Origin of the sequence: Thauera sedimentorum, from assembly GCF_014489115.1 — a bacterium.
Lineage (GTDB): Bacteria > Pseudomonadota > Gammaproteobacteria > Burkholderiales > Rhodocyclaceae > Pseudothauera > Pseudothauera sedimentorum.
Genome location: NZ_JACTAH010000001.1, coordinates 1,399,061 through 1,413,212, shown reverse-complemented (window position 1 = coordinate 1,413,212; position 14,152 = coordinate 1,399,061). Strand labels below are relative to the sequence as shown.

The following is a 14,152-nucleotide window of genomic DNA, read 5'->3' as shown; positions in this document are numbered from 1 at the left end:
GCGCGGCCAAGGCCGCTCCTACGGAAGCTGCGAAGTGCCTTCCTGGCGCCTCAGCCGGCCACGGCCGGGTTCAAGGAGTAGGTGCCGGTGATCGAGGCCGATGCGAGCACATGGCCTTCGATCGCCTTGCGCACGTCGGCGCCGCCGAACCGGCCGTCGACCGCGCAACGCTCGACATCGAGCGCGTAGAGGGTGAACACGTAGTGGTGCAACAACTCGTCGTTCCACGGCGGGCAGGGGCCGTCGTAGCCGTGGTAGTCGCCGCGCATGGCTTCGTCGCCGGCGAACCAGGCGGTGTAGTCGTTGATGCCGTGGCGGGCGCCGTGCAGGGTGTCCGGGCCGGACTTGCCGCCCGGGGTGACCTCCTGCGAGAAGCTGCCGGCCTCGATCTCACTCAGCGTGGCGGGCAGGTCCACCATGACCCAATGGAAGAAGTCGACCCGCGGCAGGCCGGCGGGCACGCTGCGGCCTTCCTGGTTGACGTCGTCGCCCTTGCTGGGGACGTCGGGATCGTGGCAGATCAGCGCGAAGGACTTGGTGCCGGCGGGAACCTCGGACCACGCAAGCTGCGGGTTGCGGTTGCCGCCCAGGCAGACGTGCCCTTCGGCAGCGGGGATGCAGAAGGCAAACTCGCCCGGAATGCGGGCGCCGTCGGCAAAACTCCGGGAGCTGAGTTTCATGGGCGGGTCTCCTCTCGTGGGTGTGGAACACGGATTCTAGCCCGCTGCGCGGCGGCGGAAGTCCTTGAGGCGGAAGCCGAGTGCGAACAGCGTGGCAAAGTAGGCGATGGCTCCGGCCGCCACCACGCCTGCCAGGTGCAGGATGCGCGCAAAGCCGCCTTGCTCCACCCACAGTTGGTCGGCGCCCGCGGCAAACCACAGCACGATGCCCATTACCGCGAGCGCCACCAGCAGGCGGACGAGGAAGCGCGTCCACCCCGCCTGCGGCTGGTACACCCCGCGGCGGCGCAGGCCGCGGTAGAGCAGGGCGGCGTTGAGGCAGGACGCCAGCCCGATCGACAGCGCCAGGCCGGCGTGCTTGAGCGGCACGATGAAGGCGAGGTTCATCGCCTGGGTGGCTGCCAGGGTGATCAGCGCGATCTTCACCGGTGTCTTGATGTCCTGGCGGGCGTAGAAGGCCGGCGCGAGGACCTTGACCAGGATGAGGCCGGAAAGCCCCACGCTGTAGGCCACCAGCGCCTGCCGGGTGGCCAGCACGTCGGTGGCAGAGAAGGCGCCGTAGTTGAACAGGGTGGCGACCAGCGGCACGGCCAGCAGCATCAGTGCGAGCGCGGCCGGCAGGGTGAGCAGCAGGGTGAGGCGCAGGCCCCAGTCGAGCAGGGAGGAGAACTCTTCCTGGCGTTGGTCGGCGTGCAGCCTGGCGAGACTGGGCAGCAGGATGGTGCCCAGCGCCACGCCCAGCAGGCCCGCGGGAAACTCCATCAGGCGGTCGGCGTAGTAGAGCCAGGACACGCTGCCGCTTTGCAGGAAGGAGGCGAAGATGGTGTTGATGAGCAGCGAAATCTGGCTGACCGACACACCCAGCAGCGCGGGTGCCATGAGCTTGAGGATGCGGCGCACGCCAGGGTCGTGCAGGTTCAGGTCGAAGCGCGGCAGCATGCCGATGCGGTGGAGCGGGCGCAGCTGCAGGGCGAGCTGCAGCACGCCGCCAAGAAAGACCGCCCAGGCCAGCGCGAGCACCGGCGGATCGAACCAGGGCGCGGCGAACAGCGCCATGCCGATGAAGCTCAGGTTGAGCAGCACCGGGGTGAAGGCCGGAATGGCGAAGCGGCTCCAGGTGTTGAGGATGCCGCCTGCGAGCGCCACCAGCGCCATGAACAGGATGTAGGGGAAGGTGATGCGGGTCAGCTCGACGGTGAGGGCGAACTTGTCCGCATCGGCGGAGAAACCCGGCGCGGACACGTAGATGATCAGCGGCGCGGCGACGATGCCGAGCAGTGCCACGACGGCCACTACCAGCGCCAGCAAGGTCGCGGTACGGTCGATGAGGGTGCGGGCCGCTGCTTCGCCCTGGCGGTTCTTGTATTCGGCCAGGATGGGCACGAAGGCCTGCGAGAAAGCGCCTTCGGCAAACATGCGGCGCAGCAGGTTGGGCAGGCGGAAGGCGACGAAGAAGGCGTCGGTCATCATCCCGGCACCGAAGGCGCGGGCGATGACGAAGTCGCGCACGAAACCGAGAATGCGCGACAGCAGGGTCATGCCGCTGACGGTGGCGAGTGCCCGGAGCAGGTTCATCGTGGGTGGTTCGAGTCCGGCCGCGGTGCGGCGAAGGCGTGATGATACCGAGGTTCGTTGTGGGCAGCACTTCTCGGCGTCCGGCCGGGGGCCGGTATTCTCCGCCGCATGCATTTCCGCCTTGCTGGCATGTGCCAACGGCATTCCTATACACTCCCCTTCATGCAACGGCCTGACCTTGGTTCGATCATTGAGAAACTGCAGACGGCGCAGTCCGGCAACGAGGTATTGGAGCGCCTGATCGAAGGTTTCGCCGATCTTGGCGTCGCCGGGGTGGTCCACTGCGCGGCGGGCTCCCAGACCCCACTGATACAGGGGTCGTCCTTGATGTGTACATGGGCGCAGCACTACGAAGGAGCGGGCTATCTGCCTCACGATCCGGTTGTTCTCGAATTGTTGCGTACCGGAACGTTCAAGCTGTGGCATGCGGACCATCCTGCGGAGACCTTCTCGACGCTGCAGCGGCGGATTTTTGGTGAAGTGGCTGAGCACGGACTGCGGAGTGGTATGTCGGTGCCCATTTACCTTGGTTCGCAGATGCATGTGCTGGGTCTGTTTGCCGCCGAAGAACTGCCACACGATCACGAGGTGCTGGCGCGTTTGAATTATGTTGCGCTACTTGCTCATGAGCGTGTCAATGCGTTAAGCCAGACAGGCAGAAAGGACGCCCTTTTCAGCGCCCTCAGCCCGCGTGAACGCGATTGCCTGAACTGGACCAAGGAAGGCCTTACGGCTGCGGAGATCGCCTGCAAGCTCAATCTGAGCGAACGCACGGTCATTCACCATCTGCAGGGCGCCAAGGCCCGCCTGGGGGCGAGAAACCTCCCCCACGCGGTGGCGCGGGCCATCGCCGAAGGAGAGCTTCTGCTTTGATGCACCAACTGGCAATGTGAGCATTCCGGGCACGCGGGCGAGTGCTTGACCGGAAAACTGTAAGTTCTTACGAAGCGCGGCATATGATGATTTGGTAGGGTCTGGCGTTCTGTACCCTTGCCTTGATCAGCCATGACTCAGACTGCCGCATCCCCCGTGCTTCTTCGCCCGGCCGACGCCACCCTGCGCGATGGACGCATGGAAGTCGTCTTTATCGACGCCGCACTTCCCGACCTCCAGACCCTGATCGACGGCATCCCCGCAGGAATCGAAGTCAGGCTAATCGATGCCTCGCAGGACGGCTTCGTCCAGATGGCAATGTGGGCGGACGCTCATCGTGGTTACGATGCAATCCATGTGCTTTCGCACGGAGCAGACGCGCGCAAGCACCTGGGCAGTGTCGTGCTGACGGGCGACAACCTGAGCGACTACACACCCTTGCTGGAGCGCATCGGGCAAAGTGTGGGCGAGGGTGGCGACATCCTGCTCTATGGCTGCAATGTGGCTCAGGGGGAACTAGGACGGGCGTTTGTCGAGGATATTGCGCGGCTTACCCGGGCGGATGTGGCGGCGTCGGATGACGCGACGGGCGCGGTGTCCCATGGCGGCGACTGGTCTCTTGAAGTGGCTGTCGGGGACATCGACGCCGAGGAGATGGCCCTCCCGGGCTTTGACAGCCTTCTTTCCGCGCTGAGCGCAGGCGACATCGCCGTCATCGGCATCAACGGCGACGATGCCTTTCCAGCCCAACGCTGGGCCTTCGTCGCCATGGCCGACATCAGCGCGGGTACCGTGATCCACTTCACCGACGCTAGCTTCGACGCCACCCTCAGCGGCAACCGGTTCTATGACAATTCGTCCAACGAAGGCCATATGACCTGGACCGTGGAGAGCGACATCACGGCGGGGCAGGCTTTCGTCGTTACCAACAACGGCAGCGGCGACGCCAGCATCGCGGAAATGGGTGGGGCGGCCCGCAGCGGCGTCAGCGGGTCGCTGGGCGGCAGCTCTGTCGGCTTCCACAGCACCGGCGACCAGATCTTCGTCTACCAGGGCACCGCTGGCACGACCGTGGGGGCGACCTTCATCTACGGGCTGAACAACGGGCAGTCACCTACAAACTACACCGACGGCAGCTGGATGATCACCAGCATCGCCATTTCCGGGCAGAACCTTTCGTACAAGCCTGGTGGCCTCGTCGACGGAACGTCGGCGGCCGTGCTGACCTCGTCAAGCACGACCGGCTCGACGAGCGGGGGCGGCTCCTATGGCTTCGACAATATGCGCTATATCGGGATCACCACCGGCACGCGCGAGCAGCTCCTGGCCGCCATCGGCAATGCCGCCAACTGGTCGGGCGACAACACCACGCCTTATGAGCTGTCCAGCATCGGCAACTTCACCCTTACTGCGCCGAACGCCACCCCCACCATCACCGGCGCGACCGCCGGCCAGACGGTCGACGATACCGCCACCGTCAGCCCGTTCTCCAGCGTGACCATCACCGATACCGACGCGGACGACGTCACCGTCACGGTGGCCCTGGACGCCCTGGCCAAGGGCGCGTTCACCGCTGCCTCGCTGAGCGCCTCGGGCTTTACCGCTAATGGCAACGGCACCTACAGCCTGGCCAGCGGCAGCGCGGCGGCGGCGACCACGGCCATCCGGCAGCTCGTGTTCGACCCGGCGGACAACCGCGTGGCGCCGGGGGGGACGGAAACGACCACCTTCACCATCACCGTCAACGACGGCACCGAGAACGGGACCGACACGACCACGACGGTGGTGTCGACCTCGGTCAACGATGCGCCTACCGACATCGGCCTGTCGGCTACCTCGATAAACCAGTCGAGCGGCACCAATGCAACCATCGGCACCCTGTCCACGACCGATGTCGATACCGGTCAGACCCACAGTTATTCGCTGGTTTCCGGCACAGGGGACACTGACAACGCCCTCTTCAACATCAGCGGCGCGACCCTGCGTGCCAACGATACCTCGACGATGGCACCGGGCACCTACAGCGTGCGCGTACAGACCGACGATGGTGCGGGTGGCACCTATCAGGAAACCTTCAGCATCACCGTCGTCGACAATGTGGCACCGGGCTTCGATGAAAGCACGCCGGCAACCGCCAACCTCACGGCCACCACGCTCGACCTGACCGCTTCGCTGAACGAAGCGGGCACGCTCTACTACGTGGTGGTGGCCGATGGAGCCGCCGCGCCGAATGCCGCCCAGGTCAGGGCAGGTCAGGATGCCGGCGGCTCGGCAGCGATGAAGTCAGGTAGTGCTGCCGTTGCCAGCGGCGCCTTCACCCATACCTTCAATTTCACCGGACTGACGGCAGAAACGGCCTACGACATCTATGTTGTGGGCGAGGATGACGAGGGCAGCCCCAACCTCATGGGCGCCCCCGTCAAAGTGGACGTGACCACCCCCCAAGCAGGCCCGGTCGTCACCGATGCGCACATCAGCATCACCTCAAGCCCGAGCGGCACCGCGAGCACCTACAAGATCGGCGACACCATCACCGCTCAGTGGGACAACAGCGCCAGCGGCCAGAATCAGTCCGGTGTCACCGCCGTCATCATGGATTTCTCCGCCTTCGGAGGCGGCGGCGCCGTGGTGGCTACGAACAGCGGTAGCGGCATCTGGACCGCCAGCTACACCCTGACGGCAGGCAACATCGATGCCGGCAACCTGAATGTCTCGGTCAGCGCCACCGACAGCAACGGAACGACCACGGCCGTCGATACCGCCAACCTGACGGCGGACAACCAGGCTCCCGCCGTCAGCGACCCGCAGATTTCGATTTCTGGCGCCAGCGGTATCGGCGGGGCATACAAGACGGGCGACACCGTCACGGTGAGCTGGAACAACACCGCTGCTGGCGACAACAATGCCGATATTGCCAGTGTCACCGCCGATTTCTCTGCTTTTGGCGGCGGTTCGGCGGTGGCTGCGAGCAACAGCGGCGGAACCTGGACTGCAACCTACACCATTGCGGCAGGCAACATCGACGCCACTGGTCGCAATGTCAGCCTCACTGTCACCGACGATGCGGGCAATGTCACCACCACTGCGGCCAGCAGCAATGCCACCGTGGACAGCCAGGCCCCGACGGTTTCCGACGGTCACCTCAGCATCTCCGGCGCGACCGGGGTGGGCGGTGTGTACAAGATCGGCGATACGGTCACCGTAAGCTGGGATGACACTGCCGGGGGTGACAGCAACTCCGACACCATCAGCGGCGTAACCGTGGATTTCAGCCAGTTCGGCGGAGCTGCAGCGGTTGCCGCGACCAACAGCGGCGGTACATGGACGGCGACCTACACCATCGTGCCAGGCGCCATCGACGGTGTCACCAACCGCAACGTATCGGTCACGGTGACCGACAACGCCGGCAACACCGCCACTGTGAGCGATACCGCCAACGCCACGGTGGACAGCGTTGCCCCAGGCGCCCCGAGCGGCCTTGATCTGGCAGCGGCCAGCGACAGCGGCAACAGCGACACGGACAATGTAACCAACGTCATCACCCCGACGATCACGGGTGTCGGCGCGGTGGTCAACGGCACGGTGACTCTCAGCAGTTCACTCGGTGGCGTGCTGGGCACGACCACTGCCGACGCAGGCGGAAACTGGAGCTTCACTCCCGGTACGGCCTTGACATCTGGAACGCACAACGTCACCGCCACTACCTCCGATGCGGCCGGCAATGTTTCCGCCAACTCTGCGGGGCTGAGCTTCACCATCGACACCGCAGCACCAACTACCACGGTAACAATCGACAGCATCAGCACCGATAGTGCCGCTCCTGGCGACTTCATCACCAATGACGCCGATGGCCTCACCGTTGTTGCGACATTGAGTGCGCCATTGGCCGTTGGCGAATCGCTCGAATACAGCGCCGACGGCACCAACTGGACCGACATCAGCAGCAGCGTGATCGGCACCGGTGTCAATCATACTGACAGCAGTCTGACCAGCACGGCCACCGTGACGATGCGGGTACGCGACAGCGCTGGCAACAGTGGCACAGCGGCCAGTCAGCTAATCATCATCGACAGCAGCGCACCAGTGCTGGATGCGATCAACAGCAGCCCGGCCGACGATGCCAGTGGCGTTGCAGTGAGCGGGCCGCTGACCTTGAAGTTCGACGAAGCACTCGATAGCGGGTCGGATCTGACGAAGGTCCATCTCAAGGACGTGAGCACAGATACCCTGGTCCCGGCCACGGTAAGCTTGAACGCAAGCGGCGAACTGGTGATCACGCCGAGTACCAACCTGTCGTACTCGACCGCCTACTACGTGACCTGGGATGCCGACGCGCTGAAGGATGCGGCTGGCAACGCCGCGACGGCAGTCGGCGACGAGACGACATTCAACTTCTCGACGACCGCAGCGCCGCCTGCGCCGCCGCCCCCGCCCGGCCCCGTCACTGTCATCCCACCCCAGAGCGAATGGGAGCAACTTCCCGACAATGATGGAGATGGCGTACCGGAAGCGGTAGAAGCTTTCGTACCCGGGCTCATTCCGCAAGGCGGCACGCTCCCCGTTGTGGGCGACGGCAACGGTGACGGCGTTGCCGACGCGCAGCAGCCCGATGTGGCCTCGGTGCCTTTCCGCGAAACGGATGTGGTCAGCCTGAATCCGGACGCACAGCCGGCCTGGGTGACGCTGGCCGCCGCCAATCCGGAAGGGGGTAACGCCGTGCCGGCGCCCAGCATAGTTAACCTCACGCAACTGGACGCTCCGGCGGATAGACCGGCGGTGATGGACATGCCGTTGGGCCTGATTGCCTTCGAAGCGCAACTTGAGCGGCCGGGGGAAGCTGCACGCTTCAGTCTGTATGTGGATGCCGATCTGGGTGTCAACGGCTACTGGCAGCAGGATGCGTCGGGCATGTGGGTGAACCTTGCCAGTGCGCCGTACGGAGGGGGAATGGTCGAGGAGGGCGGCCGTCTGCGTCTGGACTTCACGCTGGAAGACGGAGGTCGCTTCGATGCGGATGGACTGGCCGACGGTGTGATTACCGCACCTGGGGCTGTGGCCTATCTGCCGGGTTCGATCATCGACCAGGCGCCGGACCTGCCTTCCGATGGTTTCTGGCTCTAAGCAGCACGGCGATGATGTGCGTCGACTGTCGCTTCGAGAAAGCGCCGTGACCGAGGGCGGAGAACTGCGGTTGAGGCTGCATCCCTTGGACTTTCGACTGATCGCCCGGGCGGCTTCGCTTGAGCACTGCACGGTGGCCGAGTTCATCGGACTCGCAGCCTATGTACGGGCTCAGGAGACGCTGATCAGCCGGCGCGCCGAGTTGTTCGCGGCGCTTCCGACGCGAGGCGAAGCGTCTGCAATCAGCGAAGGGGCCGAGACTCCGTTCGTCACAGTCGGCGCGCAACCCCCTGAATATCCTTCTGAATGACTTCCCTTGAGCGATAACACATCATGCACATGAGCAACTGTAGGGAGCTCCCCGGTAAGACTTCTCTACGCCCCTTGAAGGTGGGTGCCACGGTCGCGCTGGCAGCGTGGCTGACGGCTTGTGGCGGTGGCGGTGGAGGCGGAGGCAGCAGTGACACGCCGGATGACACCGTGGCGGTTTTCCAGGGGCGTTGGGCCACCACCGACGTGCAGCCAGGGTATAGCGCGATCGTGGTGCCGGAGGAAACCGGGGAAAGCGCTTTAGTCTGGGCCTTGGCTCACGATCTTAGTCAGTTGGTCAAAGCGCGCATTACCGGTGACGCACAAGCTCCGACCGAGGCCGAGGGCCTGCGCTTCGATCTGACCAGCCCTCAATCGGCGCCCGATACCCTGGTGAGCGCCCGTGCGTCCATCGATTCGGCTGTGTCGCCAACGTCCCTGACGCTCACCAGTATGGTCGGCGAGGAGCAAGTCACGCTAGAGCGGATCGACAGGCTGGAGGGGCGTCTCGAACCTGCGGCGGCCAACGGCGAATGGCGCGCGGACTTCGAGGCGCTGCAAGTCAACTGGACGGTCTCGGATGGTCTTATCACGGGAAGCAGTACGGCCGGTTGTCTTTATAGCGGCAGCACGACATCTCCGGCCGGCACGGCGGTCTATCGTCTCGCCTTTGACGAAGTCTGCGGTACTACCACGCGTCGTTTCGAAGGGATCGCAACGGTCGACGCGGAACGAGCCCGCATGACAGTGCTGACAACCACGCCCGAGGAGCAGGCCGCGTCGGCGCTGATGTTCGTCAGGCTGCCATGATCTCTACCGTCAGACCGATTCCATGATTCTCGACCGTCTGCCGCGAGGCGAGTTGAGTGCGTCGCTGAGCGCATACAGGCGCGTCTTTGCGGCCGTGGCCGGGTTCAGCCTCACGATCAATCTGCTGTTGCTGGCGCCCGCCTTGTACATGCTGCAGACCTACGACAGGGTGCTGACCAGTCGCAACGAAGGCACGCTTATCGTTCTGACGGCGCTGCTATTCGGGCTTCTGGCGCTTGAGGCCGCACTGGAATGGACCCGAAGCCAGGTCATGTCGAGAACCGCTGCAGCGCTGGAACTCGGACTCGACCGGCGTGTGTTCGATGCGGGCTTCGATATCGTTGCGAAGGGCGGCCACTCGCTCGGCCAGGCGCTTTCGGATCTCGTGCAATTGCGCCAGTTCCTGATCGGCAAAGGCTTGATCGCGTTCTTCGATGCGCCATGGCTCCCGGTCTTTCTGATCGTGATCGCCTTGCTGAACCCCTGGCTGGGTCTGTTCGGGGTGCTGGCTACGCTGCTGTTGGTCTCGATGGCCTGGATCAACGAGCGGGCAACGGCGTCGCTAACGGTGACAGCCCAGCAGATGAGTGCGTCTGCCAACCGATGGGCCGATGCAAGTGCCCGCAACGCGGAAGTTGTCAGTGCGTTGGGAATGTTGCCCAATCTGCGCGACAACTGGCTGCAGCAGCATCGCGCAGCGCTTGCGCTGGCAGCCTCCGCTGGCGAGCGCAACGCCAGTCTCGGGGGCGGCGTTCGCTTCGCACGGCTTTTCCTGCAGTCGGCGATCCTCGGGCTTGGTGCCTATCTGGTATTGCGTGACCAACTGACGCCCGGCGGCATGATCGCAGCGTCCATCCTGCTGGGGCGGGCACTGGCTCCGCTGGATCTGGCCATCGCGAACTGGCGTTCGTTCGTCGGGGCCCGGCAGGCTTATCTGAGAGTGCACGAGCTGCTTGGGACGCAGCCCTTGCCGCAGCCCTCGGTGACCCTGCCACGCCCCAACGGTTTGGTTCAAGTCGAGCAATTGTTCGTTGCCGCGCCCGGCCAGAACGTACCCATTCTCAAAGGCGTGGGCTTCGAAGTGCAGCCCGGACAGATCATGGCCATCGTCGGCCCGAGTGCTTCGGGAAAATCAACGCTTGCCCGTGCGCTGGTCGGCGTGTGGCCGCCTGCCGGTGGTGCGGTCAGACTGGACGGGGCCGAGCTCGGAGGCTGGCGGCGGGAAGACCTCGGTCCGCATATCGGATACCTGCCCCAGGATGTCGAGCTGTTCGAGGGCACGGTAGCCGAGAACATCGCGCGGTTCGGTGAGCTGGATTCCGCGCGGGTCATACAGGCTGCGCAGCGTGCGGGCGTTCATGAACTCATCCTGCGGCTCTCCGATGGCTACGAAACGAAGCTCGGTTGGGACGGGCAGGGCAGTGCGGTGTTGTCGGCCGGGCAACGGCAGCGCATCGCCTTGGCCAGGGCCTTGTACGGCGATCCTGTGTTGATCGTGCTCGATGAACCGAATGCGAATCTGGATGAAGCGGGCGATGCTGCACTCGTAAGGGCCTTGAAGGACTTGCGCAGCCAGGGGCGTACGGTGTTCGTGGTCACCCATCGAACCCATCTGCTCGGGGAGACCGACGGCGTGATCTTCATGCACGAGGGCCGGGTCCTGCGAATCGCAGCTACTGCCGAGCTGCAAGCTGGGGGCGTCTCAGCGCCGGCCTTTCCTCATTTGCAGGCGAGCGCAGCGGGCGCGCAGCGAGGCGTCGCATGAATGTCCGTTTGGATGACGACGAACAGGACGCCGCGGTGGATCGAATGCCCACAACCAATGAGAACAAACGGGAGCCGTCCGCCATCGATCGATGGCTGCATCCTTATTCGGGCGCTCAGCCCGTCGTACCTAACAGCGATTACAGTGCCGTCGTTCGCCGCGGCCTTTGCTTACTGCTCTTTGGTTTCGGAGGTTTCCTGCTTTGGGCCGCACTGGCGCCGCTTGACGAAGGGGTCCCGGCGGCGGCCGTTCTCACGGTCGAGAGCCAGCGCAAGCGTGTGGAGCATCTGACCGGAGGGATCGTCGAGAATATTCTGGTCACTGAAGGACAGCGGGTCCGGGCGGGCGATGAACTCGTGCGGCTTAACGGTGTACAGAGCCAGGCCTCGTTCAACAGCGTCTCGACGCAGACGCGGGTCGCCGGTGCGACCTTGGCCCGGCTGGTAGCAGAACGAGATGGCATGGACGCTCCGGTGTTTCCGCCTGAGTTGCTTGATGACCCATCGTCCGAGGTCAGGGCTGCGGTACGCGCGCAACGTGATCTCTTTGCGTCGCGTCGCGGTGCTTTGCAGGGGGAGCTACGCATCCTGCGTGAGTCGGTGCAAGGCCTTCAACAGCAGCTGACGAGTCTCGCGGGCCTGCAGGAGGGTCGTGAGAGTCAGATCAGGCTGATCAGCGAGCAGTTACGTAACTTCGAAGAATTGAGCCGCAAAGGTTTCGTTTCGCAGAATCAGCTTCTCGAGTTGCGCCGACAGTTTGCCGAGGCGCAAAGTCACCAGGGGGAGGATCTGGCTGCGATTGGAGCGACGCGCGCGCGAATGAACGAGCTGCGGCTGCAGGAGCAGCAACGCCTGATGGACTACCGACGGGAGGTGGAAACACAACTGGCCGAGGCGCTACGCGAGCAAAGCCTGCAGGCGGAAAGGCTCGCGGCGGTGCGCGATACGCACGAGCGCATGGTAATCCGGGCTCCCGTCAGCGGCATCGTCGTCGATGTGGCGGTCAATACAGAAGGCGGGGTGGTCAAGCCCGGGGACCGCTTGATGGACATCGTTCCGGATGAAGAGGATCTTGTCGTTCAGGCTCGGCTGGCGCCTCAGTATATCGATCGGGTACGTCCCGGGCTGGAAGCGGATATTCACTTCGATGCATACGTAAGCATGATGAACCGCCCTCGTCTGCCTGGAAGGATCGACGTCGTGTCGGCCGACGTGATCACCGACCCACGCAGTGGAGTGCCGTACTATCGGGTGCTGGTCAGGATCGATCCGGCGCAGGCAGAACGGATCAAGGAGCTGAAGCTATTTGCCGGGATGACTGCCACCGTCATGATCAAGACTGGTGAGCGTTCATTGTTAACCTATCTGCTCAGACCCCTGTTGCAGCGCTTCTCGACGGCGATGATCGAAGCTTGACGTTCTGCCCGAAGCGTCCGCTGCACTCTGACGCGTAGTCGCACATATCGTGTCAGGATGAGACGGGCGGCTATTCCGTCGTTTCGCGCGCGGGCGCCATTGCGTTCGAACGGGCGATCAGGTCGGCGATGTCGCGCTTCAGCCGGGTGGTGTCGCTGTCGAACTTGTCGTAGATCATCAGCGACAGGCCGAACACGTAGGCGTAGAGCAGCATGCAGCGGCTGGAAGCCTCTTCCATCGGTACGCCGCAGGCCAGGAACAGGTCGCGCGCGCAGCGCAGGCGGGTATCGTCCACCTCGGCGACGATGGCCGCGGCTTCCGCGTCGCGCCGGGCCCAGTCGCGCACCGCGAGCTCGATCATCATCCCGCGCCGGCTGCGCGTGGTGCTGTAGATGTCGATCACGTGGTAGATCTGTTCCAGTTCCCGCCCGGTTTGGGCGCGGGTCTGCTTGACGATGTCGCGGATCCGGCCATCCTTCCAGTAGTGGAGCACTGCGAGCAGCAGGTCCCGGCGGTCCTGGAAATGCCAGTAGAAGCTGCCTTTGGTGACCTTGAGGCGTTTGGCCAGCACTTCGACGCGCAGCCCGGCCACGCCTTCTTCGGCGAGCACCTCGATGGCGGCCTGCACCCAGGCATCGCGATCGAGTTGTACACGTTGTTTCACGGGAGTGTTTTCCATACGGGGTAGTATTGACGAATCCGGGACCATACGCTACCGTACGCCACCATACCGGGGCGTATGGAATACGATCGATTCTCCCGGCGGGCGACGCAGGTGTCAAACGCTTTTGCGCAATGACATAATGACCGCTCGAACAATAGCAACCTGAATACACGGAAGAGGAGCACGGCTTTGAAGATACTGGTTCCGGTCAAGCGTGTGGTCGATTACAACGTCAAGGTGCGGGTCAAGGCTGACGGCACCGGCGTGGATATCGCCAACGTCAAGATGTCGATGAATCCCTTCGACGAGATCGCGGTGGAAGAAGCGGTGCGGCTCAAGGAAGCCGGCGTGGCCACCGAGGTGGTGGCGGTGAGCTGCGGCGTGGGCGCCTGCCAGGAAACCCTGCGCGCGGCGATGGCCATCGGTGCCGACCGCGGCATCCTGGTCGAGACCGACGTCGAGCTGCAGCCGCTGGCGGTCGCCAAGCTGCTCAAGGCGCTGTGCGACAAGGAAGCGCCCCAGGTGGTGATCTGCGGCAAGCAGGCGATCGACGACGATGCCAACCAGACCGGCCAGATGCTGGCTGCGCTGATGGGCTGGCCGCAAGCCACCTTCGCCTCCAAGGTGACGCTGGCCGACGGCAAGGCGACGGTGACCCGCGAGATCGACGGTGGTCTGGAAACCCTGGAGCTCACGCTGCCGGCGGTGATCACCACCGACCTGCGCCTGAACGAGCCGCGTTACGCCACGCTGCCCAACATCATGAAGGCCAAGAAGAAGCCGCTCGACACCACCAAGCCCGAAGACCTCGGGGTGGACGTGGCGCCGCGCCTGGCGACCGTCAAGGTGGCCGAGCCGCCCAAGCGCAGTGCCGGTGTGCGCGTTGCGGATGTCGCGCAACTTGTCGACAAGCTCAAGAACGAAGCGAAGGTGATCTGAG

Annotated in this window: 10 protein-coding genes; 7 read left to right on the top strand and 3 right to left on the bottom strand. The window is 64.2% G+C overall.

The window, feature by feature from the left end; genetic code table 11:
- Positions 1 to 50 precede the first annotated feature (50 nt).
- Entirely contained in the window at positions 51 to 680 is a 630-nt protein-coding gene (locus tag IAI53_RS06345) for a YbhB/YbcL family Raf kinase inhibitor-like protein (RefSeq protein WP_187717277.1), read from the bottom strand.
- A 36-nt stretch (positions 681 to 716) separates the two neighbouring features.
- Positions 717 to 2,255, bottom strand: coding sequence for a murein biosynthesis integral membrane protein MurJ (gene murJ / locus IAI53_RS06340; RefSeq protein ID WP_187717276.1), 1,539 nt, complete (start codon positions 2,253 to 2,255; stop codon positions 717 to 719).
- 108 nt (positions 2,256 to 2,363) lie between these two features.
- On the opposite strand from murJ, the gene IAI53_RS06335 reads away from it, so the two are divergent.
- The 6 genes from IAI53_RS06335 (at position 2,364) to IAI53_RS06310 (ending at position 12,548) form a co-directional block, all read left to right on the top strand.
- Entirely contained in the window at positions 2,364 to 3,128 is a 765-nt protein-coding gene (locus IAI53_RS06335) for a helix-turn-helix transcriptional regulator (RefSeq protein ID WP_222948173.1), read from the top strand.
- A 132-nt stretch (positions 3,129 to 3,260) separates the two neighbouring features.
- Positions 3,261 to 8,249 carry a DUF4347 domain-containing protein gene (locus tag IAI53_RS06330; protein ID WP_187717274.1) on the top strand — a complete coding sequence of 1,663 codons (4,989 nt, stop codon included), beginning with the start codon at positions 3,261 to 3,263 and terminating at the stop codon, positions 8,247 to 8,249.
- A 46-nt stretch (positions 8,250 to 8,295) separates the two neighbouring features.
- Positions 8,296 to 8,559, top strand: coding sequence for a type II toxin -antitoxin system TacA 1-like antitoxin (locus IAI53_RS06325; RefSeq protein WP_187717273.1), 264 nt, complete (start codon positions 8,296 to 8,298; stop codon positions 8,557 to 8,559).
- Between the two features lie 170 nt (positions 8,560 to 8,729).
- Entirely contained in the window at positions 8,730 to 9,368 is a 639-nt protein-coding gene (locus IAI53_RS06320) for a hypothetical protein (protein ID WP_187717272.1), read from the top strand.
- A gap of 22 nt (positions 9,369 to 9,390) precedes the next feature.
- Complete coding sequence (locus IAI53_RS06315) at positions 9,391 to 11,133, top strand: type I secretion system permease/ATPase (RefSeq protein ID WP_187717271.1); 1,743 nt, start codon at positions 9,391 to 9,393, stop codon at positions 11,131 to 11,133.
- The gene (locus IAI53_RS06310) at positions 11,130 to 12,548 is read left to right on the top strand and encodes an HlyD family type I secretion periplasmic adaptor subunit (RefSeq protein ID WP_187717270.1); all 1,419 of its coding nucleotides are present in this window, start codon (positions 11,130 to 11,132) and stop codon (positions 12,546 to 12,548) included. Before IAI53_RS06315 ends, IAI53_RS06310 begins: the two co-directional genes overlap by 4 nt.
- Before the next feature lie 70 nt (positions 12,549 to 12,618).
- Here the strand turns inward: IAI53_RS06310 and IAI53_RS06305 are convergent, their stop codons facing one another.
- Positions 12,619 to 13,227 carry a TetR/AcrR family transcriptional regulator gene (locus IAI53_RS06305; protein WP_187717269.1) on the bottom strand — a complete coding sequence of 203 codons (609 nt, stop codon included), beginning with the start codon at positions 13,225 to 13,227 and terminating at the stop codon, positions 12,619 to 12,621.
- A 174-nt stretch (positions 13,228 to 13,401) separates the two neighbouring features.
- Between IAI53_RS06305 and IAI53_RS06300 the strand changes: the two genes are divergently transcribed.
- Positions 13,402 to 14,151, top strand: coding sequence for an electron transfer flavoprotein subunit beta/FixA family protein (locus tag IAI53_RS06300; RefSeq protein WP_187717268.1), 750 nt, complete (start codon positions 13,402 to 13,404; stop codon positions 14,149 to 14,151).
- Position 14,152: the final 1 nt, after the last annotated feature.